Here is a 22,071-nt window from a genome sequence, read left to right on the forward strand (position 1 = left end):
GAAGCTGAACAAACAGCTTAGGACTAATTTTAACAAATTCGGTCACATTAATGCAAGCTTTTGCGAAGTAAAAGCTTGCATTAATGTGAGCCTTGGTTTTAGGACATTTTAACTTTCGCTTGACACACCGCCATATCACGGTTTTACAATTCTTTAGGCTCGTTTAAATTTTCTTTTTGATTTATAAGATTTTTTCCACACTAAAAAATAGATTAAAGCGAAAATGATTGCCGTAAGCGCCCCAATGCTGTCTAAAAATATATCTTCTAACAAAGGTGTCCTATCAGGTGTCAACCCTTGATGGAACTCATCAAAAGAAGCATATCCAACTGCCAGCATCCATGAAAGAATTGCCGTCAAGTAAATGCCGCTTACTCGATCCTTTAATCCTAAAAACCAAAAAAGGGCCAATAAAAAATACGAACCAAAATGAGCTGCTTTTCGGATAAAGAATTCAATAAAATCATTGTAGCCGCTAGCACCTATACTCACTTCGCTGCCTGCATACGTAAAACGAACATGACTCAATAAACCTTTTAAGGGTTCATTTGCCAATAATTGGTCCAATAGGCCAGTGACTGATTGATCGCCGTAAGGTTGGGAAGAACTGTAAAAAAGTACCCCCATCATTAAAAAGGCCATGCCCAAGTAGATAGTACTTTTGATAGTTGTATTCATAATTCTCTCCTCATTTTCGTGTTAAAATAAACTTCAATTATATATTTTACCGTAAATACATAGATTTTTGTATAAATTAATTCTACAATAAGAGAGGAAGATTAAAATTTAGAAAGGAAGTTATGGATGAAATATAATATTAACTGGGACATGGACTCTGTTTTTTCCGGTGGAAGTTCATCCGCCGATTTGCAAGAGAAAATCCAGCTCATGAAACAGCAGTTAACAGATTTTTCTCAGAAAATAACCGATTGGGAATGGAAGAATGATCAACCATTATACACGGAGCTAAAAGATATTTTAACCTTACAGGAAGCACTCTCTTTTGGTTTGAGCGAGTCCAGTACCTTTATTCGCGGTCTAATGTCTGCTGATGTTACCGATAAACAAGCCGGTGCTGTTTACGGAAAGATTACTGAGATACGCAGCTCTTTTTCTACTGTACTGACTGTTTTAACGAAAAAGACAGTGGCTATCCCAGATAGTGAATGGGAAAAACTGATTTCACAACCTCCGTTTAATGAAGTTGCTTTCGTCTTAAACGAAGATCGGACTCAAGGGAAAGAATTATTAAGTGAAGAGGAAGAAGCTTTGATCAATAGTTTATCCTTGGATGGATTTAATGGCTGGGGTGATCATTATAACTCTATCGTTGCCACTATCTCCATTCCTTTTACGGAAAAAGACGGTAGTATCACGCAGCTTTCCGCTGGGCAAGCTCAGAATAAAATGGAGTCTGACCCAGATACAGCCGTTCGTCAGCAACTATTTACGGAGTGGGAAAAAGTCTGGAGCAAAAAAGCTCCTTTGTTTTCTGATTCTCTAAATCATTTAGCCGGTTTTCGTTTAGCAAATTATAAAGCGCATGGCGTAACAGACTTTATGAAACGGCCATTGGAATACAACCGTATGAGCAAAGCTACTTTAGATACTATGTGGGAGACGATCAATACCAATAAATCCATTGTCGTAGACTACTTAAATCGCAAAGCTGCTTTGCTCGGCAAAAATCAGCTTTCATGGGCAGATGTAGAAGCGCCCGTTTTATTAGGTGATTATGCACCTCAACGGTATCCTTTCGATAAAGGGGCAGACTTTATCGTAGAAAATTTCCGGAAATTCAGTGGAAAAATGGCTGATTTTGCTCAATACGCTTTTGATCACAGTTGGATAGAAGCAGAAAACCGAGGTGGAAAACGTCCTGGCGGGTATTGCGCCAATTTACCTGAGTCGGGTGAATCAAGGATATTTATGACTTATGCAGAGTCTCCAAACGAAGTATCCACTTTAGCTCATGAACTAGGACATGCTTTCCATAGCAGTGTGATGCGTGAATTACCAGCTTTGAATCGCGGTTATGCTATGAACGTTGCAGAAACGGCTTCTACTTTCGCAGAACTCATCGTTGCAGATGCGACCGTTCAAGAAGCTCAAAGCGAAGAAGAAAAAATCAATTTATTAGACAGCAAGATTCAACGTGCGGCTACGATGTTTATGAATATTCAAGCACGTTACCTTTTTGAAACTCATTTCTATAAAGAACGCCAAGAAGGCATTGTTACTGAAGATCGCTTAAACGAGTTGATGGAAGCTGCTCAAAAAGAAGCTTTTGAAAATAGTTTAAGTGACTACCACCCTGCTTTTTGGGCAAGCAAGCTGCATTTTTACAATACTGGAGTACCTTTCTACAATTTCCCTTATACATTTGGCTACTTGTTCAGTATGGGAATCTACGCCAAATCCTTAAATGAAGGAACAGAGTTTGAAGAACAATACATTTCCTTATTGCAAGACACGGGTTCTATGACTACTGAGGATCTGGCTCAAAAACATTTAAGTGTTGATTTGACTCAGCCTGACTTTTGGCAGCATGGAATCAATTTGATTGCAAATGATATTCATACATTTATGGCAATGACAGAAAAATATACTCATTAACTTATCGAAAGGACTGTTCACTATGAAATACAGTTTAACTTGGGACTTAGAATCTATTTTCCCTGGAGGAAGCGAATCTGCTGCATTACAAGACAAATTAGCTTTATTAGACAAACAAGCAACTGAACTAACCAACTCTGCTAAAGAATGGAATCCAGAGGCAGACAGCCCTAACTACACGGCCTTAGAAAAATTATTGAAGGTACAGAATGCTTTAATGGATGGAATCTCACAAACTTATACCTTTATTGAAGCTCTTCGTTCAGAAGACGTCAACAATAAACAAGCGGGAGCTTTATTTGGAAAGATTTTCGCTGTTACAAGTCGCTATCAAACAGCTCAAACTATCTTGACGAAAAAATTTGTACAAATTTCTGATACGGATTGGGCGCAATTGATTCAATTACCTGCTTTTAAGCCTGTTGAATTCGTTTTGAGTGAAACACGGTCGGAGGGAAAAGACCTCTTAAGTGAACAAGAAGAAAAGTTGATCAATGATTTATCCATCGATGGTTTTCAAGGTTGGAGCAATCACTATGATTCTCTAGTAGCTCAAATAGAAATCCCTTTTAAGGAAAAAGATGGAACAATTATTTACTTGTCAGCTGGACAAGCACAGAATAAAATGTACGGCGATCCAGATCCAGCCGTTCGTGAACAGCTCTTTGAAAATTGGGAAAAAGCATGGAGTTCACAATCTGCTCTGTTTTCTGACACGTTGAATCACTTGTCTGGGTTCCGTTTAGCGAATTATAAAGCACACGGTATTACAGATTTTTTAAAGAAACCGTTGGAATACAACCGTATGAAACGTGAGACGTTGGACGCTATGTGGAAAGCTATTAGCGATAACAAACAACCTTTTGTCGACTACTTAAATCGGAAAGCTCAATTATTAGGAAAAAATCAGTTAGCTTGGCAAGATATCGAAGCTCCTGTTATTGTCGGAGATGCTAAACCGAAAAAATATCCTTATGATGAAGGTGCTGATTTCGTAGTAGAAAACTTCCGTAAATTTAGTCCTAAAATGGCTGATTTTGCTCAACAAGCCTTCGATAATCAATGGATTGAGGTGGAAGATCGTCCTGGAAAAGCTCCCGGCGGTTATTGTTCAAGTCTTCCAGAAAGCAAAGAATCACGTATTTTTATGACGTATTCTGAATCTGCTAATGAAGTAGCTACCCTTGCTCATGAATTAGGCCATGCTTTCCATAGCGATGTGATGAAAGATCTGCCGGCAATGAACCAACAATATGCCATGAATGTTGCTGAAACAGCTTCTACATTTGCAGAACTCGTCGTTTCAGATGCTACGGTCAAAGATGCTAAAACAAAAGAAGATAAAATAACATTATTAGACAGCAAAATGCAAAACGCTTTAGCCATGTTCTTGAACATCCATGCTCGTTTCTTGTTTGAATCTCATTTTTATGAAGAAAGACAACAAGGTATCGTAACTGATGAACGCATTTCAGAATTAATGAAAGAAGCTCAAAAAGAAGCTTATCAAGGTGCTCTAAGCAATTATCACCCTACTTTCTGGGCCAGTAAATTGCACTTTTATATCTCAGATGTTTCTTTCTACAACTTCCCATACACTTTTGGATACCTGTTCAGCTTAGGTATTTACAACAGCTCTGTAGAAGATGGAGCAGGTTTTGAAGATAAATACATCGGCTTACTGAGAGATACTGGCCGTATGACCACTGAAGAATTAGCTCAAAAACACCTGAATGTCGATTTAACAAAACCAGACTTTTGGCAAGCAGGTATTTCTTTAGTGAAACAAGATGTGGAAACTTTCTTGGAATTGACCGAACGTTATCTAAAATAATGTTTTAAATAAAAACTAAGACCACCTATCAAGCTATTTCTTGATAGGTGGTCTTAGTTTTATTTTTTTTCAGTAGCCTTATTTGAAGATTTAGGTACCAATACCGTTAAATGCTGCGGCAATACTTGCAATGTCAGAGGTAAAGAATCACCTTCGTCACCATCGACATTTGCTACTAATTCTTTCGTTTCCTTTATTTGGATCGTTCCTGTTTTAAATTTTCGGTAAATAACTTTTTCATCCTCAATTGCTTTACCAGTAAATATTTTTGGAATCACTTTCAGCTTATCGATAACTGTTTTTCCTTTTAATGCCAACAAATGCAAATACCCATCATCTGTACTTGCATTAGGCAATAATGACTCAAATCCTCCTACTGAATTGGTTAGAGCTACTAAGACCAGAATAGATTCTTGCAAAATTTTTTCTTCATCCAAATCCAATTCAAAAGTGTAAGCTTCATTAGTACTAAGAGCTTTTGTTCCTTCTAAAAAATAAGCTAAAGGCCCTAGTTTAGTCTTTTGTTCTACATCGACCCCTTGTACTGCTTTTGGAATAGACCCAATAGCCACAACATTCGCAAAATAATGGTCATTGATTTTACCAATATCCAACTGTTTTCTCTCTAAAGTATCCAACCGAGCGATTGCTTCTTCAGGATCTAGAGGAATCCCTAATGCTCTGGCTAAATCATTTACTGTTCCTAAAGGAATAAAACTAAAGTCGGGCCTATATTCTTGTTCTGCTAATCCATTTATGCCTTCATTTACTGTCCCATCTCCCCCCATTACAAAAACAGCTGCTATCCCTTCCTCAGCTGCTGTTCTGGCAAAGTAAGCAGCATCTCCGCCTTTTTCCGTAAACTTAACGGTTACTTTATCATAGATCCCTGATAATTTTTTTTCAACTGCACCTGCTAAATTTTCAGCTTGTTCATTACCCGATGAAGGATTTACGATCAATACTGCTTCACCCATTCACATCACCTCATTTATCATTTCAAAACTTGTATAATTCTATTTTACGCATTTTAGATTTGTATAGCTACTTTAATGCTAGAAAAGACGCATAAAAAGAAGTTTTAAACTCTTCTTTTTATACGTCTCTTTTTTACATATTATTTAGCTCTATTTTAATATCTACCATAGAATACTGTAAAATTACCCCAATATACATTAGATTTGAAGTTGCTTACATAAGCTGGACCAGTGCTTGATTGAGATCCAACCATACTTCCATTACCTGTATAAATAGTTACATGGAAGATTCCACTTGGACTGCCATTGTTACTAAAGAATACTAAGTCTCCTGGTTGAGGGCTTGTTACTTTAGTTGATGAAGTATATTGAGCTCTTGAGTTACTTGGAATAGATTTTCCGGCTTTTGCAAAAACATATTGCGTAAATCCAGAACAATCGAATCCACTAGTTGACTTTCCACCCCAGCGATAAGGTATTCCTTGACCAGTTAGGCTGCCAGCAACTTGTAATACACTTCCGCTGGATACCACTGGTGCTTTTTCTTGTTCTTTTTCCTTCTCAGCTTCTTCTTTTGCTTTTTGAGCTGCTTGTTGTGCTTTTTCGCGCTCTCTTTGTTCTTTAGCTTGCTGTTCTCTTTCAGCTTGTGCCTTTTCTTGAGCTTCAGCTTTTTGAGCTGCTGCTTGGCTTGCTTGATTGTTATTTTGAGAAGATGGAGATGCAGTTTCTGTAGTTGAACTTGCATTTGATTCTGTATTCACGGCTTCAGTTGTTTCTGATACAGTCGCTGCAACAGACTCTTCTTGAACAGTCTCTTCAGAACTAGCTGTACTTTCTTCTTGCTCAGCGGCTGCAATTTGCGCTGCTTCTTCAGCTTCAGCAGCAAGACGCTCTTCTTCTTCTTTTTGTAATTGAGCTTCTGCTTCTGCTTGAATGCTCGTAAATTGAGCGACTTCTTGTTCAGCAGCTTCTTTTTGAGCAAGGAATGCAGAAATATCTTCTTCAGTAGTGGCCTTTTCCATAGCTAATTGAGCAACCAACACTTCTTTTTCTAGTAATTGTTGATCCATTTCTGAACGAGTTTGCTCTAATTCCATAGCAATTGCATTTTGTTGGTTGATCTTTTGTTCTGTTTGTTCAGTTTTCTTTACTACAGCTTCTTGATCGGCAATTTGTTCTTGAACTAAACTTTTATTTGCATCTACTAAGTCTGTTACTACATCAATTCTTCCGATGATATCGGCTAAAGATTCTGATTCAAGGATAAAATCTATGTAATTTTGACTGTATCCACTAGTTTGAACTGTTCGTGCTTGTTCTTTTAACTTTTCATTTCGTTCAGCTATTTTTGCTTCCAGCACTTCGATTTCATCTTTTAATGTTTGCATTTCTTTTTGAGCTGCTTCAATATCTTTGGCTAGTGCAGCAGTTTTTTCTTCATTATTGGTGATATTATTTGTAATAGTTTTTAATTCACTTTCAGTTGTAGAAACTTGAGATTGAATTTGGTTTAATTGAGTATTTTTTTCATTGATCAATAATTGAGTATTTTCAGCTTCTTTTTGAGCTTCTTCAATCTTATCAGTGTATTGTTCAGCTGCGACTTGAGTTGGTAAAATAAGGGAGCTAAATGTCATCGTTCCTAATAATGCGATAGTTACAAATTTCTTTTTCACAGAATCTTCTCCTCCAACGGTTGTTTTACTTCTTTCAAAGTCAAGGTATCCTTCTGGAATCCTTTTTACGATAAACGAAGTATAGCATACCTTATATATCAGCAATGTAACGTCAATATTACAGAATGATTAACAGCTCATTTGTCGAAATTCAGTCACAACTCCATCAAAAAAAAACTTTTATTTTCCTTTTTTATTGCTTTTCTCCCAAACTACTTAAACGCACACTCTATATGATGATCATTCATCAAGCCAGCAGCTTGCATATACGCATAACAAACGGTTGGACCCACAAAGGAAAATCCTTTTTTCTTTAAATCTTTCGATAATTTTTGTGACAATTCGTTTTGTGTCGGCACTTCTGACTCATCCCTAATTTGATGATCAATTGGTTGTCCATCTACATAGCTCCATAAATAGTGATTAAATGAGCCCCATTCTTTTTGAACTTCAATAAGAGCTTTTGCATTTGTCACAATAGATTTCACTTTTAACCGATTGCGAATAATATCAGGACTTTCTAAAAGTTGGGCTTGTTTTTCTATAGTATAGTCTTTGATAATATCTGGATTGAAATCATCAATAGCTTGACGATAGTTCTCTCTCTTTTTAAGGACGGTTTCCCAACTTAATCCTGCTTGCATGGTTTCAAGGATCAGCAGTTCAAATAATTTTGCATCATCATGCAATGGTTTTCCCCATTCTTTATCGTGGTACGCTTTCAGCAAATCTGTTTTTGCCCAAGAACATCGTTTCATCTTCATTCCTTCTTCCTCTACTTTTAAGAATTTCTGCTTATATGTCTTTTTTTCATCACTTTTTCCAAGTCCTTGATTTTATTTCTTTATATGGTGTATAATGTGTTGCTAGAATAGCAGACTTATATAGGTAAACCGTTTTTGCCTATTGTTTAGTGAATATTTTGGAGGTTATAACATTGACTATGGATTATCGAGTACTACTTTATTATAAATACACTACTATCGAAGAGCCAGAAGAATTTAGACGTCAACACCTTGCTTTTTGTAAAGATAACGAATTAAAAGGAAGAATTCTAGTGTCTGAAGAAGGTATCAACGGTACTGTTTCCGGTACTATTGAGGCTACTCAACGCTATATGGATACTATGCGTGCTGATGACCGTTTTTCAGATATGGTCTTCAAAATAGATCCCTCTGAAGGTCACGCATTTAAAAAAATGCATGTTCGTTACCGTCCAGAGATTGTCTCATTAAATTTGGAAGATGATGTGGATCCTAATGAAACTACAGGGAAATACTTAGAGCCAAAAGAATTCCGTGAAGCCTTGTTGGACGAAAATACAGTTGTCATCGATGCTCGGAATGACTATGAATTTGACTTAGGTCATTTTAGAGGCGCTGTACGTCCAGACATTAAAAATTTCCGTGATTTACCAGAATGGATTCGTGAAAACAAAGAACAATTTATGGATAAAAAAGTAGTTACTTACTGTACAGGTGGAATTCGATGTGAAAAATTCTCCGGCTGGTTATTAAAAGAGGGCTTCGAAGATGTTGCCCAATTGCATGGCGGAATTCACACTTACGGCACCGACCCAGAAGTTCAAGGAGACTTATGGGATGGAAAAATGTACGTATTTGACGAACGCATCAGTGTCCCAATCAACCGTAAAGAACACGTGGTTATAGGAAAAGACTGGTTTGACGGAACTCCTTGCGAACGTTATGTGAACTGTGGCGATCCAAAATGCAACCGCCAAATTATTACCTCTGAAGAAAATGAACACAAACATTTACGCGGTTGTTCTCATGAATGTCGTATTTCTCCAGAAAACCGCTATGTCAAAGAACACCATTTAAGTCGTGAAGAAGTTGCCGAACGTTTAGCAGCTATCAGCGAAAAATTGCCTGAAACAGTTTAAAAAGGAAAGAACATTTGACCAATCAAAAAAAGCCGTCTGACGCAAAGCTCATTTGCACCAGACGGCTTTTTTCATAGTATCGACTCTTTAGTGAATCTAGCCAAATCTTTACTATCCTTTATAAGCTTTTTCCAATTCAGCAATATCCATTTTTTTCATTTGCAAAAAGGCATCTGTGACGCGTTGCTTTTGTTCCTCATCTTTAGTGTCCATCAAGTCCTCTAAAATACTTGGAGAAATTTGCCAAGATACACCAAAGCGGTCTGTCAGCCACCCGCATTGTTCTGCTTCAGGAACTACAGAAAGTTTGTTCCACAAGAAGTCGATTTCCTCTTGCGTATCACAATTCACTAATATCGAAAAAGCTTCATTGAATTTAAACGCATGTGCTTCCACACTATCCATCGCTGAAAATTCCTTTCCTGCCAAAGTAAATGATGCATACTGCAGCATACCGTCTTGTTCAGGATTCTCTTTAGGATCATAGTAAGAAACGTTTTCTACTTTACTGTTTTCAAATAGAGACGTGTAAAAATCAATAGCTTCTTTTGCTCTTCCAGCTTGTTCACCAGCATACATCAAATTAGGAACGATTTTTTGCTCAAACGGCTGATTTGCATAAAATAGCTGCCATGAAACACCATAGCGGTCATTTATCCAGCCATACCACTCATTAAAAGGATAGTTGCCTAAATCCATTAAGACTGTCCCTTTTATTGATAAAGCTTTCCATAGATGATTGATTTCTTCTTTCGTAGTACAATTCACCATGAGGGAAATAGACGGATTTAATTGGAAAATGGGCCCTGCTGAGATAAACATGAAATCTTGTCCCTGTAATGTTAACGATACGGTGTCTGAATCGCCAGCAGGGGTCCCATGAAGTTGAACAACAGAATCTATTGTTGAATCTTCAAACAAAGAGGTGTAAAATTCGGCTGCTTCTACAGCTTCTTTATCAAACCAAAGATGTGGCACTATCTTTTGCATGTTAAACTCTCCTTTTTTATAGCCATCTTTTTTCATTTATCCATCTATATGCAATGACTGGTGAACGATTTGTGAATAAGGAACAACGTATAATCCATTTTCTTGAGACCATTCAGCATAGATAATTTTTTCAGGATCTGGATATCCAGCATTCGACAGTTCTTCCAACAACCAGTTTTTTTCTTTTCCAATGCTTTTGAGCGTCTTTTCCTCCATCTGGCCTTCATCAATCAGTAAGACGGTCAAAATAGACTCTACGTCAGATTTTTTCATCACGCTCACTTCTCCACCCGTCTCTAGGATAACGTAGCGGGCTTCTTCCAAAGAAAAACAATTTTGACTTCTCAGCAATGCACGTAACTGTTCCATCTCCATGTGATTTTTCCCTAGTTCCTCTTCATTCAATTGGCCATTTTGAATAAGAACGCTGGGTTTCCCTTTAACGATATGATTGATTTCATCATTTTTCTGGACAAATACTTCTATCCCATAAATCAACATTCCCCAAACAGCTAAAGCAAATAAAATATGTCCAGCATGGACAGCATCATCATAAATGGACTCTTCAAGTATCCCTCCTAAAACGAGTGTATAAATCAAATCAAAAGGGGTGATTTCAGACATGGCTTTTTTCCCTAACGTCCGCATAACAATCAACAAACCAACTAATCCAACTAATAATTTGATCCCTATAGTGACAAACATTTTTCGACCTCCTACTATTCTACTGAATAAAAAAGGGGATTGAATTCCTTTTTTGTTTCTCCTTTAATTGTAAACCGTCACAACAAAAAATCCATCAAAGAGACTTAAAAAAAAAACAAAAAAGAGGTATTCGTATAAGAGAACAATTCTTACACAAATACCTTTTTTAGTGGTTTCTTCTAACTGAGTATTAAGGCATCTTCATTCAACACACTACCGCTGTTTTTATGGAATAATTCCAGTAGACCTGGAATGGTTAACTGTTGTTTTTCTTCTCCCGTAATGTCCACCACAATATGTCCTTCATTCAACATGATCAATCGATTTCCATATTGAATAGCTTGTTCCATATTATGTGTGATCATTAAAGCCGTCAAGTTTTCTTCCTGAATAATTTTATTGGTCAAGTTCAATACCATTTGACTGGTTTTTGGATCTAAAGCAGCAGTGTGTTCATCCAATAATAATAATTTAGGGGTTACCAAACTAGCCATCAACAGCGTAACGGCTTGACGCTGTCCGCCTGATAACAATCCAATTTCCATTTTCATTCGTTTTTCCAGTCCTAACCCCAATCGTTTCAAGGCTTCTTGAAACAGTTCACGTTGCTCTTCTTTTACTCCTACTCCAAACCCGCGTTTTTTTCCTCTCTTCCAAGCAACTGCCATGTTTTCTTCTATAGTTAAACGAGAAGCTGTTCCCATACGAGGATCTTGAAATACGCGGCCAATATATTTAGCTCTCTTCATTGTCGGCTCTTTGGTGATGTCTTTTTCATCTAACAGAATCGTGCCTTCATCTACCATAAAACTTCCTGCAATACTGTTCATTAAGGTAGATTTTCCGGCTCCATTTCCTCCAATAATCGTGATAAAATCTCCTTCGTTTATCGTCAAATCGATCCCTTTTAACACGTGGTTCTCATTCACTGTACCCATTTCAAAACTTTTATGGATATTTTTCATTTCTAAAACAGGTCTCATAAAACTTCGGCTCCCTTCTTATTCTGTGGACGAATATTTTTTCTCGATTTTCCTGGCAGTTTAACTAGGGGAGAGGCTAAAGCTGCAATCAGCAGTAATGCAGAGAATAATTTCAGGTCTTGCGGATCAACGTTCATTTCTAGTACTAACGACAGCATCAAACGATACAGAATAGAACCTATAACGATAGTCATCAATCGTTTAGCAAATGTCATATTTCGGAAAATGACTTCCCCAATAATAATAGAAGCTAATGCGATAACAATCGTCCCGATACCGCTACTGATATCTGCAAATCCATTGTCTTGAGCAATCAATCCACCTGACATGGCAATCAATCCATTACATAACATATAAGAGATGATTTCCATTTTATCGGTATTGATCCCGTTTGCTTCACTCATCTCTGGATTGTCCCCTGTTGAACGAATTGCCAATCCTGTTTCTGTACTGTAAAAGACTTTTAAACATAGAATGACAAGAATTACTACGATTCCACCTACTACAAAAGTAGACAGCTTTGTCCCTACGCCCCACGATTCTACTGTTCTCATCAAAGTCGGTTCACCTAACAAATTGACATTGGCTTTTCCCATAACCCTTAAATTAATCGAATAAAGCCCTGTCATCGTAATGATTCCAGAAATCAAAGAAGGGATTTTCAATTTGGTGTGCAGCAATGCTGATATGACTCCAGCCAACATACCACTAACCAAGGCACACAATACGGCTATCCATGGTGGAACCCTGTTGACAATTAAAGTCGCTGTAATAGCTGCTCCTAATGGGAAACTACCTTCCGCTGTCAAATCAGTAATATTCAAGATTCGAACATTTAAATAAACTCCTATCGCCATCACTGACCACAATAAGCCTTGGGACGCACTTGATAATAAAATATCCATTAATTTTTACCGCTCCTTCATTTACAACCGCAAATTGTTTTATTCTGGCAATACAATACTATCCGGATCGATACCTAATGCTTCTGCCATTTCTTTATTGACAACTAATTCCAAACTATCAGAAGTTTCAACAGCGATATCTGCTGGATCAGCATCTTCTTCAATAATTTTCAGGGCCATTTTTGCTGTTTGCCGTCCTAAATCTTCATAATTGATCCCATATGTTGCCAACCCTCCAGCTTCTACTTGTTCAGCTGATCCAGCAACAACCGGCAATTGATATTCGATGGCAATATTTCCTACAGTTGCTGCTGTACTGGCCAGTGTGTTGTCTGTTGGAATATATAATCCGTCTACATCTTGTGCTAAAGTTGTCAATACTTGCTGTACATCATTTGTTGAGGCCACCGTTAACACTTCAACAGTAACTCCTTCAGCTTCTAAAGCTTCTATAGCTAAGTTTGCTTGAATCTCTGAATTGGGTTCTCCAGCGTTATAAATAATTCCGATCGATTCTGCTTCAGGTGTAAGTGAAAGCAGAAGTGCTATTTGTTCTTCAATGGGAACCATATCGCTTGTTCCCGTAATGTTGCGTCCTGGAGCTTCATTACTGTCGACTAATCCTGCATCAACAGCATCCGTAACAGCTGTGAAAAGGATCGGGTCTCCACTTGTTTCATTAGCTAATGACTGAGCTGCTGGAGTCGCAATAGACAAAATAACATCGTTTTCTCCTACCAATTGCTGACTCATACTTTGAAGGTTCGCTTGATCTCCTTGAGCATTTTGGTAGTCGACTGTTAAGTTTTCTCCTTCTTTGTAGCCTGCATCCTCTAATTCAGCTAAAAAACCTTTACGAGCTGAACTTAATGATTCGTGTTCCATAAACTGCAGGACTCCTATATCGATTGAGCCATCATCTGCCGAACTACCTGAACCACAAGCTGCTAATACCAATCCAGCTAGTAAAGTGATTCCTCCTGCTACTACTTTTTTCATTTGTGTTGTTTTTTTCATTTTCATTTCCCCCTAGTTTTTTTTATTTATTTGATGCAACATTTTTCTTTCCTCACCTCTCTTTAAATAAAATAAAAGCACCTATTTAGATGATAAAAATCTAAATAGGTGCAAATCGTATACATTATTGATTGATTTTTTTAGCAGCCACTTAGATTTTTTCATCTATGCGGCTGGTTTTTAAACATTCTAAAATGCTTTAGCCACTATAGACACAAACTTGGTTCTGTTTGCATCCATAATGTTTATGTCTACAAACAGCGTCTAAAATAGCTAAAGTAAAAATTATTCAGATTTATGTGTTCTTTTATTATCAGTGTTTTCATTAAGAATCACTCGCAATCTAAATTTGATATTATTAGTATAATGGAATGATAATGAGAATGTCAACCGCTAAATTAAAACAAACTCATTTTAGTACCGCCTTATTTTAATTCTTATTGAATAGTTCTTTTAATTTTGAACGTTTAGTTGACAAAATAACACTTTTTAGCAACTATATTTTTTGTCATTAAGATAAAAATTTTCTTTTTTTTTTATATTTGGTATAATGAGCGGAGCAATATGGAAGATACAAGAACCTGATTTAGATAGGGAAATACTGTACTTCCTTTTTTTATATTCTAATTTGCAACGATACTTTATAGATTATGAGGTGATTTACATTTGAACGATTCTGGAAATAATAATGGTCCTTCTCTATGGGATAAGATTTCACAAACCGGAAAGTCTGTTTATCAAGAAAGTGCCCGTTTTATACGTAAGAGCTGGGAAACTTTTAGTGATGAAATTTATCCCAAAGTAAGATCATCTGTAAAAAGGACTTATCTTTCGTGTAAAAAAGGGTTAAAAAAAGGCTGGCTTTCATTTAAAACATTTAGTCTGGCTCTTTTAGCGAGAATAGGAGCTTTCTTTTCTTCTACTAAGGAAAGTTTGCAAAATAAGTGGACTGCCTTCCAGGAAGAAAGAAAAAAGAATAACGAACAGACTGTCGAAAATGAAGCTTCTTATGCTGATGAAGAGAATATGGATTCTACAGAGGTATCTTCTGAAGACAATGAGAAATCCTCTACCTTCTTAGGAAAAGCTGTTTTTGGTTTCAATGTAGCTTACAACGTGACTAGAAATCTTGTTATTATTCTTACGATTCTTTTGCTTATTGGTGGAGCTTTTGCAGGCGGAGCTGGAATGGGGTTGTTCGCTTCATTGGTATCCGGACAAGAGCCGCCTGATTATGAAGAAATGCAATTAGCCATTGGCAATGTAGAACAAACCTCTACTATGTATTATGCTGGCGGAGAAACAATCAGTGATTTTAGGTCTGATTTAAAAAGGACTAATATTCCATTAAGCGAAATTTCTGAGGACGTCCTTAACGGTATCGTTGCTACAGAAGATGAATACTTCTGGGAACATCCTGGAGTTGTTCCAAAAGCGGTATTGCGTGCGCTGGTACAGCAATTACTGGGATCTAGCGTATCCTCAGGCGGATCCACTTTGACGCAACAATTAGTCAAACAACAAATTTTATCTCCTGAAGTTACCTTTGAAAGAAAAGTAAATGAAATCTTGATTGCCTTTCGGGTAGAAAATTATTTTTCCAAGGAAGAAATATTGCAGGCTTACCTGAATGTCTCCCCATTCGGCAGAAATAGTTTGGGGCAAAATATCGCTGGTGTACAGGAAGCTGCAACAGGTATCTTCGGTGTAACTGCCAAAGACCTCACACTTCCGCAAGCGGCTTTCATCGCAGGACTTCCACAAAACCCAATCACTTATAGCCCTTATACAAATGCAGGTGAAGTGAAAGAAGATCAGTCAAACGGATTTAATCGAAAAAATGAAGTATTGTTCCGTATGTTCCGCGAGGGGTATATTACTGAAGAGGAATACAGCAGTGCACGTGAATACGACTTGACACAAGATTTCATTCTTCGTCAAGACAGCGAGCAAGAAACAAATTCTTTCGCGTACGATGCTGTGGAAACAGAAGCTCGTACAATCGTGATGGAAATGCTCTATACGACTGACGGATATACAAAAGAGGAAATTGATGCTGACTCTGATTTGTACCAACAGTACTATGAACGAGCTGACGATGATTTACGTCTAAATGGATATAAAGTGTATTCCACTATTGATAAATCCATTCATGATGCATTAGAAAAAGTGGCTTCTGAATATGGCCCTACTTTAGGACAAACGAAACAAGCTCCTGCCGTTTATGATCAAGACAGCGGTTCTTATATCCAACCAATGGAAGAAGATCCGAAAACCGGTGAATCTGTTCCTAAAATGGTGGATATCCAAGTTGGTTCTTCTCTGGTAGACAATGCAACTGGTCGAATCATTGCTTTTGTCGGTGGGACAAATTACATGGACAATATGCTGAATCATGGATTATACGTAGAAAGACAACCCGGATCGACCATAAAACCGATACTAGTCTATGCTCCTGCTTTAGAAAATGGTTTGATCACACCTGCAAGTATGGTGTCGGATTCACGTTTATTCGTGCCAAACTGGTCTAATGGACGGATTGAAGGGAAAGAAGTAACAAACGTCGGAAACGTCTATTCAGGTAAAAATGTTTCTGTCAGAGAATCTTTAGTGAATTCCATGAACATCCCTACATCTCGTATTTATTTAAAAATGTTAGAAGACAACTCTGCTCCTGGTGAATATCTGCCATTAATGGGAATTGGTGCAGATGCTGTTCATCCGAATGAATACAAAAATGCTGCATTAGCTCTTGGCGGTACAGGTAATACAGAGGTTAATGATGAAGGTGTGATTGTCAGCAGAACTTATGGTCCAACTATAGTAGAAATGGCCAGTGCTTATACTACATTAGCCAATAAAGGGACCCATGTTGATGCATTCCTTATTGAACGAATTGAAAACAAAAATGGTGAAGTGATCTACCAACATGAATCTGAAGCGACAAAAGTGTTCACTCCTGAAACTGCTTATATGACAGTTGATATTCTTAGAGGAGTTATGGAGAACAGTACTGTGAAAGGTACTGAAGATTTATTGAATTTCTCTGCAGATATTGCCGGAAAAACCGGAACATCTAATGATCGAGAAGATATTTGGTTTATTGGTATGACCCCTACAGTAACATTAAGTACTTGGATGGGTTATGACGTAGACAATATCTCCATCGAAACTGAAAACGGCGTTCACCCAAGTAAAAGAAATCTCAACTTTTGGGCTAGGTTAATGAATGCTGTGTATGAAAATAATTCTACTTTGATAGGTACGGATAAAACCTTTGTTCAACCAGAAGGCATCGTGACAGATACCATATTGGCTGAAACTGGTATGAAGTCTGGGGAGATTACAGTCCCAGCTGGTTCAGTTGCAGCAGCCCAACAGTCAGAATTGCAATATGCAAAATTTGAAGAAAGAGATTCAAACACAACTCCTTCCAGTTGGTTGCAAGATGGATCTAAAGTATCTATTTCTGGGCAAACGAAACAAGAGATTTTTGCAAGTGATAAAGTTCCAGGTACGACCACTTATGATTTCTTAATTGGTAGCCCAGCTCATATCCAAAATGCTTTTTGGAAATCAAAAGCTGGATCTGGTGCTCAGCCACCATCTAGTGAAGAGAACGAAACGGAATCTGAAGAAACATCTCCTGATGATGAAAACAGCGAAGAGTAGATTAAACTGAAAAAGCCGACCTTGGAATTTACCAAGGTCGGCTTTTTTGGATGATTAATTCTCTGAACGAGTCGTTCCTCTATTAGCTACATGATAAGGCAAGACAATTGTTTTTTCATCTGTTTCTTCCTTATTCATCAATTTAGTCAACAGTCTCATTGCTACCGCACCAATATCATATAGAGGTTGAGTAATAGTACTTAATTTTGGACGTGTCATTTCAGTCAATTTAGAATTATTTGCTGTTACAATTTCAAAATCTTCTGGTACTTTAACGCCTCTGTCCAGTGCACCATTCAAGATACCTACAGCTAATTCGTCATCTCCAACAAATGCAGCTGTAGCACCAGATTCAGCTAACTTAGTAAAGACTTCTTCTCCAGTAGTAAATGTATATTCTGATTCAAATACTAAACTTTCATCGTATTCCATATTAGCTTTTTCTAATGCTTCTTTGTATCCAGCTAAACGATATACACCATTGATCGGTTCAGTTTGCAACCCAGAAACAAAAGCAATTCTTTCATTACCGGATTTAATCAATTCTGTGACTACTTCTTCTGTCGCATTTTTGTAATCAATGTTTACACTGCCCATTTGATCATCAGGATCTACAGTTCCAGCTAAAACAACTGGGGTTTTAGAACGGGAAAATTCAGCTCTCATTTCATCTGTGATTTTGTGACCCATGTAGATGATTCCATCTACTTGTTTTGCAAGTAAGGTGTTTAACACTTGAACTTCTTTTACATCGTTTTGGTCTGAGTTAGCTAAAATAATATTGTATTTGTACATAGTTGCAATATCATCGATCCCTCTTGCTAAAGAAGAAAAATACAGATTCGTAACGTCTGGTATAATAACTCCTACAGTCGTTGTTTTCTTGCTTGCTAAACCTCGTGCTACGGCATTTGGACGATAATCCAAGCGATCAATAACATCCAAAACTTTTTTTCGTGTAGTAGGTTTTACATTCGGGTTGCCGTTAACAACACGAGAAACAGTTGCCATTGAAACATTTGCTTCACGAGCAACATCATAGATTGTAATTGTTTGTTTTTCCATTATAAGTATCTCCTTTAAATTCAGTTCTGTTCACTTTTTTATCTCACTTTTCAATATGTATAATCTACCAAATCTATCATAAGATTGCAAGCGGTTTATATTTATTTTCATGAAAATTTCACAATTGTTTTCAGACAGCGGTTTCAATTGTTCTTTTAAAGTAGTTATCTGGCCTATTTTAATGCTACAATAAGATAGAAAAACAAGTTCTCTAGAAAGTAGGTCATTAAAATGTTAAAACAATTAGAACTATTGCAAGAATGGTTGGAAGAAGAAAATAAAGAAGCAGTTTTTATCAATGATCCAGGAAACGTAGCTTACTTTAGTGGTTACGAAAGTGAACCGCATGAAAGAATTTTAGCTCTGATGGTTTTAAAAAACGCTTCTCCTTTTCTTTTTGTACCAGCTTTAGAAAAAGAAGATGCTTTGAATAGTGCATGGGAGTATGATGTATTTGACTACTTAGACCATGAAAACCCGTGGGAATTGATTCGCCAAGCGGTTGAACAGCGGGCAGGATCTTTAACAACCTTAGCTATTGAAAAGGAGTTTTTGACTGTTGCTCGTCTAGAACAATTGCAAATGGTATTCCCTAAAGTAAATTTTTCAGATGCTACTCCTAAAATCCAAGGGATGAAATTAATCAAAACAAAAGATGAAATACAAAAAATGAGTGAAGCTGGAAAATGGGCTGATAAAGCTTTAGAAATTGGGTTTAAAGCGATTAAAGAAGGTATTCAAGAACAAGAAATCGTAGCTGAAATTGAATACGAATTAAAAAAAATGGGTATCAAAAATATGAGTTTTGAAACAATGGTATTAACCGGAGACAATGCTGCTAGTCCACATGGTGTTCCTGGAAATCGACGTATTCAAAAAAATGATCTTGTTTTATTCGATTTAGGGGTTGTGCACGATGGGTATACCAGTGACGTGACACGTACTGTTGCCTTCGGAGAACCTAGTGAAAAAGCTCGAGAAATCTATGAGATTGTTTTAAAAGCGAATGAAGCGGCAATAGCAGCGGTCAAACCAGGGGTAACCGCTGGAGAACTCGATAAAATCGCCAGAGACATTATCACTGATGCCGGTTACGGTAAATATTTTAATCATCGATTAGGACACGGTTTAGGAAGCAGCGTACATGAATTTCCTTCCATTATGGAAGGAAACGATTTAGTGATTCGGGAAGGTATGTGTTTTTCTATTGAGCCAGGTATTTATGTTCCCGGTGTTGCCGGTGTTAGAATTGAAGATTGTGTATATGTAACTGCCGATAGTTGTGAAGTATTTACACATACTCCTAAAACATATACTAGTATTTCATAAAATACTGACTTTAAGAACATCAAAAAAGAGAAGCGGATTTTTAGTCCCGCTTCTCTCTTTTGATGTTCTAAATGAATCGTTAAATCCCTACATTTGTATTAGTAGTTTTTTCCCCATCACTATTTTCTTTTGTCTGTTCGGTACTAGTGTTGGTTGTACGATAATCAGGGTCTTCTTTTGCTTTTTCTTGATCATAATCGAAATCCATTGTAGCTCTTTCGACTTCTTTTTTCATATTATCAGAAGTAAATTGAGGCATTTCTTTTGCTTTTTCCATGTCAGAAATGACTTTTTCATTTTCTGTTTGGAAGTCTTCTTTTGCTTCTGAGCCTTTTTCTTTCATTTCATCCGTAGCATCTTTCACTTCAGACTGGATATCTTTTAAATCTTCTTTCGCTTCTTGTGTACTTGAAGACATTTGACTCTTCATTTTATTAGCTGTATCTTTCAAACTGATTTTAATGTCATCTGTTGCATTTACTGCAACATCTTTCATTTCAGTTCCTTTTTCTTTTGCAATTTGTGAATATTCTTTAGCTGTTCCTTTAGCCTTATCAGCTTGGTCAGAAAGATCTGATCTCAATTCTTTCCCTGATTTAGGTGCAAATAACAGTGTAGTCGTTGCAGCAGCTGCTGCTCCTAAAATTGCTCCTAATAAAAATCCGCCTTTTTTACTCATACATTATCCATCCTTCCCAGTTTTGATCTCAGTATTGATTAGTTTGATTCTTTTTTATTTTTTCTTTTGCGATTCATGTTCATCGCTGTCTTACCTACTTTTGTTGCCACTCCTGTTTGTGCAGTACGTTTCGTCACTCCTGTAACACGATCCGTTAAGTTACGTGTTGAAGAGTTTAAACTTGAAACAGAAACCCCCAAATCTCCAATAGCTTGGAATAAAGGATCTGTTTTGCCCAGCTTGCCATTTACGTCATCTAATGTAGTGTTGGATTTATTCAATAACCCCTCTACTTCGATTAATAAATTATCCGCATCTTTAGTAATGACACGAAGACTGGAATTCGCTTCCTTAACTGTGCTGGAAACTTCTCCCATAATTTTTGATACTTTAAGCAAGACAATCACTAAAAAGACCACTAATACTGCAAATGCAACTGCAGCAATTAATGCAGCAATTTCTCCACCTGTCATATGAATCCCTCACTTCCTATAAATTTTATCGTGTTATTTTTTAATAGAAGCTTGTGTGACTTATACAATTGAGCCAGCTATTAAAAAACGTTTTCCTATTCGAATATAGAATACCATTTAAAAAAAAGGACTTCAAACAATACGAAATGGAATACACAAAAAAATTTATTATTTTTTTCTTACTTAATCAGATACTCATTTTTCCCCTTTATAAAATGCGGTTTTTAGAAGTTAAAACTCGGTTGGTTTTATTTATCGCCTTTTTTTGTTAAGATATAAATCAATGTGAGTTAATTTTTAACGAGGTGAAGAAAATTGGATGAAAGTAACGTTACAGATAATGTAGTAAATGAGGTAGTAGAAAAAACAAGTCTCTTTAATCAATATTGGAATTCCATTGATTGGAATGAAGTAATCAGTAATGTTTTGACTACTGCAATTCAAATTATTTTTTTCCTAATATTATTTTACATTGTGAAAAGAATTGGAGATTTTTTAATCAGCCAAGCTTTCACTAGATATAGGAAAAAAGAGAGCATTACTATCAATCGACTGAATACATTAAATAGTCTATCAAAAAATCTTTTTCATGCATTACTAGGATTTCTAGTAGCTTATTCTGTTTTAACTGTCTTAGGTGTACCTGTCGGATCCTTATTGGCTGGAGCTGGAGTGATCGGGTTAGCCTTATCTTTAGGTGCTCAAGGTTTTGTTAGTGATATCGTAAACGGATTTTTCTTGTTGCTTGAAAAACAATTGGATGTCGGAGATGTGGTCGAATTGGATACCGTTTCAGGTACCGTTGTCGACGTAAATTTAAAAACTACTCAAGTCAAAAGTTTCGATGGAACGCTGAATTACGTACCCAACCGTTACATTACTATTGTCAGCAATAAATCACGCGAGGACATGCAAGTAATGATCAATATCCGTTTATACCCTGATGCAGATGTCCAAAGAGTTTCTAGTGTCATTCAAGAGGTTAATGAACGTTTAGTACCTCAATACCCTGAAATTACTGAAGAACCATCTTACACAGGTCTCATTGATATCGGAGATGGACAAACAGGGATTCGAATTACCATGTATACCTTGAATGGTCAGCAATATAGTGTTCAACATAGCTTTTTCCAAGAGTATGTTACCAGCTTATCGGAAGCCGGTATAGAAATACCTATAACGACTTTTAATATGAAAGCTTAAAAAAAATACTCAAACCGTCAGCAATAGACAGTTTGGGTATTTTT

Annotated in this window: 18 protein-coding genes; 6 read left to right on the forward strand and 12 right to left on the reverse strand. The window is 36.9% G+C overall.

Annotated elements, in window-relative coordinates:
* Positions 1-153: 153 nt before the first annotated feature.
* On the reverse strand, positions 154-678 hold the full coding sequence (locus ACEN4I_RS09370) for a VanZ family protein (RefSeq protein ID WP_407102789.1): 525 nt from the start codon (positions 676-678) through the stop codon (positions 154-156).
* Between the two features lie 126 nt (positions 679-804).
* On the opposite strand from ACEN4I_RS09370, the gene ACEN4I_RS09375 reads away from it, so the two are divergent.
* Positions 805-2,616 carry a M3 family oligoendopeptidase gene (locus tag ACEN4I_RS09375; RefSeq protein WP_407102788.1) on the forward strand — a complete coding sequence of 604 codons (1,812 nt, stop codon included), beginning with the start codon at positions 805-807 and terminating at the stop codon, positions 2,614-2,616.
* 22 nt (positions 2,617-2,638) lie between these two features.
* Positions 2,639-4,450 (forward strand): M3 family oligoendopeptidase, encoded by a 1,812-nt coding sequence (locus ACEN4I_RS09380; RefSeq protein WP_407095655.1) that lies wholly within the window; start codon positions 2,639-2,641, stop codon positions 4,448-4,450.
* 59 nt (positions 4,451-4,509) lie between these two features.
* Here the strand turns inward: ACEN4I_RS09380 and ACEN4I_RS09385 are convergent, their stop codons facing one another.
* The 3 genes from ACEN4I_RS09385 to ACEN4I_RS09395 all read right to left on the reverse strand — a co-directional run bounded on the left by ACEN4I_RS09385 (position 4,510) and on the right by ACEN4I_RS09395 (position 7,861).
* Positions 4,510-5,427: a diacylglycerol/lipid kinase family protein gene (locus ACEN4I_RS09385; protein WP_407095654.1), complete on the reverse strand. Its 918-nt coding sequence runs from the start codon at positions 5,425-5,427 to the stop codon at positions 4,510-4,512.
* A 155-nt stretch (positions 5,428-5,582) separates the two neighbouring features.
* Positions 5,583-7,103: an NlpC/P60 family protein gene (locus ACEN4I_RS09390; protein WP_407095653.1), complete on the reverse strand. Its 1,521-nt coding sequence runs from the start codon at positions 7,101-7,103 to the stop codon at positions 5,583-5,585.
* A gap of 212 nt (positions 7,104-7,315) precedes the next feature.
* Positions 7,316-7,861 (reverse strand): DNA-3-methyladenine glycosylase I, encoded by a 546-nt coding sequence (locus ACEN4I_RS09395; RefSeq protein ID WP_407102791.1) that lies wholly within the window; start codon positions 7,859-7,861, stop codon positions 7,316-7,318.
* Positions 7,862-8,046: 185 nt separating this feature from the next.
* On the opposite strand from ACEN4I_RS09395, the gene ACEN4I_RS09400 reads away from it, so the two are divergent.
* Positions 8,047-9,006, forward strand: a complete 960-nt coding sequence (locus ACEN4I_RS09400) for a rhodanese-related sulfurtransferase (RefSeq protein ID WP_407095781.1) — start codon at positions 8,047-8,049, stop codon at positions 9,004-9,006.
* Between the two features lie 111 nt (positions 9,007-9,117).
* On the opposite strand, the gene ACEN4I_RS09405 is transcribed toward ACEN4I_RS09400, so the two are convergent.
* The 5 genes from ACEN4I_RS09405 to ACEN4I_RS09425 all read right to left on the reverse strand — a co-directional run bounded on the left by ACEN4I_RS09405 (position 9,118) and on the right by ACEN4I_RS09425 (position 13,606).
* Positions 9,118-9,996: a VOC family protein gene (locus ACEN4I_RS09405; RefSeq protein ID WP_407102787.1), complete on the reverse strand. Its 879-nt coding sequence runs from the start codon at positions 9,994-9,996 to the stop codon at positions 9,118-9,120.
* A 36-nt stretch (positions 9,997-10,032) separates the two neighbouring features.
* Entirely contained in the window at positions 10,033-10,701 is a 669-nt protein-coding gene (locus tag ACEN4I_RS09410; RefSeq protein ID WP_407095651.1) for a DUF421 domain-containing protein, read from the reverse strand.
* 179 nt (positions 10,702-10,880) lie between these two features.
* Positions 10,881-11,684, reverse strand: coding sequence for an ABC transporter ATP-binding protein (locus ACEN4I_RS09415; RefSeq protein ID WP_407095650.1), 804 nt, complete (start codon positions 11,682-11,684; stop codon positions 10,881-10,883).
* A complete protein-coding gene (locus ACEN4I_RS09420; protein ID WP_407102786.1) occupies positions 11,681-12,589 on the reverse strand; it encodes an ABC transporter permease in 909 nt (302 codons plus the stop codon). Before ACEN4I_RS09420 ends, ACEN4I_RS09415 begins: the two co-directional genes overlap by 4 nt.
* Before the next feature lie 39 nt (positions 12,590-12,628).
* A complete protein-coding gene (locus ACEN4I_RS09425) occupies positions 12,629-13,606 on the reverse strand; it encodes an ABC transporter substrate binding protein (RefSeq protein WP_407102785.1) in 978 nt (325 codons plus the stop codon).
* Positions 13,607-14,272: 666 nt separating this feature from the next.
* Between ACEN4I_RS09425 and ACEN4I_RS09430 the strand changes: the two genes are divergently transcribed.
* Positions 14,273-17,278 (forward strand): transglycosylase domain-containing protein, encoded by a 3,006-nt coding sequence (locus ACEN4I_RS09430; protein WP_407102784.1) that lies wholly within the window; start codon positions 14,273-14,275, stop codon positions 17,276-17,278.
* Positions 17,279-17,332: 54 nt separating this feature from the next.
* Here the strand turns inward: ACEN4I_RS09430 and ccpA are convergent, their stop codons facing one another.
* The gene (gene ccpA, locus ACEN4I_RS09435; RefSeq protein WP_407102783.1) at positions 17,333-18,343 is read right to left on the reverse strand and encodes a catabolite control protein A; all 1,011 of its coding nucleotides are present in this window, start codon (positions 18,341-18,343) and stop codon (positions 17,333-17,335) included.
* Positions 18,344-18,574: 231 nt separating this feature from the next.
* On the opposite strand from ccpA, the gene ACEN4I_RS09440 reads away from it, so the two are divergent.
* The gene (locus ACEN4I_RS09440) at positions 18,575-19,672 is read left to right on the forward strand and encodes an aminopeptidase P family protein (RefSeq protein ID WP_407095645.1); all 1,098 of its coding nucleotides are present in this window, start codon (positions 18,575-18,577) and stop codon (positions 19,670-19,672) included.
* A 79-nt stretch (positions 19,673-19,751) separates the two neighbouring features.
* On the opposite strand, the gene ACEN4I_RS09445 is transcribed toward ACEN4I_RS09440, so the two are convergent.
* Both ACEN4I_RS09445 and ACEN4I_RS09450 read right to left on the reverse strand, forming a co-directional pair.
* Positions 19,752-20,351: a YtxH domain-containing protein gene (locus ACEN4I_RS09445; RefSeq protein ID WP_407095644.1), complete on the reverse strand. Its 600-nt coding sequence runs from the start codon at positions 20,349-20,351 to the stop codon at positions 19,752-19,754.
* A gap of 38 nt (positions 20,352-20,389) precedes the next feature.
* Positions 20,390-20,824: a DUF948 domain-containing protein gene (locus tag ACEN4I_RS09450; protein WP_407095643.1), complete on the reverse strand. Its 435-nt coding sequence runs from the start codon at positions 20,822-20,824 to the stop codon at positions 20,390-20,392.
* A gap of 315 nt (positions 20,825-21,139) precedes the next feature.
* On the opposite strand from ACEN4I_RS09450, the gene ACEN4I_RS09455 reads away from it, so the two are divergent.
* Positions 21,140-22,027, forward strand: a complete 888-nt coding sequence (locus ACEN4I_RS09455) for a mechanosensitive ion channel family protein (RefSeq protein WP_407102782.1) — start codon at positions 21,140-21,142, stop codon at positions 22,025-22,027.
* Positions 22,028-22,071: the final 44 nt, after the last annotated feature.

This window comes from Desemzia sp. FAM 23990 (genome assembly GCF_045528485.1).
Lineage (GTDB): Bacteria > Bacillota > Bacilli > Lactobacillales > Carnobacteriaceae > Desemzia.

Excerpts from the sequence above, each read along its gene's own strand:
- ACEN4I_RS09370 (WP_407102789.1), bottom strand. The coding sequence starts at position 678 with ATGAATACAACTATCAAAAGTACTATCTACTTGGGCATGGCCTTTTTA.
- ACEN4I_RS09375 (WP_407102788.1), top strand. The coding sequence starts at position 805 with ATGAAATATAATATTAACTGGGACATGGACTCTGTTTTTTCCGGTGGA.
- ACEN4I_RS09380 (WP_407095655.1), top strand. The coding sequence starts at position 2,639 with ATGAAATACAGTTTAACTTGGGACTTAGAATCTATTTTCCCTGGAGGA.
- ACEN4I_RS09385 (WP_407095654.1), bottom strand. The coding sequence starts at position 5,427 with ATGGGTGAAGCAGTATTGATCGTAAATCCTTCATCGGGTAATGAACAA.
- ACEN4I_RS09395 (WP_407102791.1), bottom strand. The coding sequence starts at position 7,861 with ATGAAACGATGTTCTTGGGCAAAAACAGATTTGCTGAAAGCGTACCAC.
- ACEN4I_RS09400 (WP_407095781.1), top strand. The coding sequence starts at position 8,047 with ATGGATTATCGAGTACTACTTTATTATAAATACACTACTATCGAAGAG.
- ACEN4I_RS09405 (WP_407102787.1), bottom strand. The coding sequence starts at position 9,996 with ATGCAAAAGATAGTGCCACATCTTTGGTTTGATAAAGAAGCTGTAGAA.
- ACEN4I_RS09410 (WP_407095651.1), bottom strand. The coding sequence starts at position 10,701 with ATGTTTGTCACTATAGGGATCAAATTATTAGTTGGATTAGTTGGTTTG.
- ACEN4I_RS09415 (WP_407095650.1), bottom strand. The coding sequence starts at position 11,684 with ATGAGACCTGTTTTAGAAATGAAAAATATCCATAAAAGTTTTGAAATG.
- ACEN4I_RS09420 (WP_407102786.1), bottom strand. The coding sequence starts at position 12,589 with ATGGATATTTTATTATCAAGTGCGTCCCAAGGCTTATTGTGGTCAGTG.
- ACEN4I_RS09425 (WP_407102785.1), bottom strand. The coding sequence starts at position 13,606 with ATGAAAAAAACAACACAAATGAAAAAAGTAGTAGCAGGAGGAATCACT.
- ccpA (WP_407102783.1), bottom strand. The coding sequence starts at position 18,343 with ATGGAAAAACAAACAATTACAATCTATGATGTTGCTCGTGAAGCAAAT.
- ACEN4I_RS09440 (WP_407095645.1), top strand. The coding sequence starts at position 18,575 with ATGTTAAAACAATTAGAACTATTGCAAGAATGGTTGGAAGAAGAAAAT.
- ACEN4I_RS09445 (WP_407095644.1), bottom strand. The coding sequence starts at position 20,351 with ATGAGTAAAAAAGGCGGATTTTTATTAGGAGCAATTTTAGGAGCAGCA.
- ACEN4I_RS09450 (WP_407095643.1), bottom strand. The coding sequence starts at position 20,824 with ATGACAGGTGGAGAAATTGCTGCATTAATTGCTGCAGTTGCATTTGCA.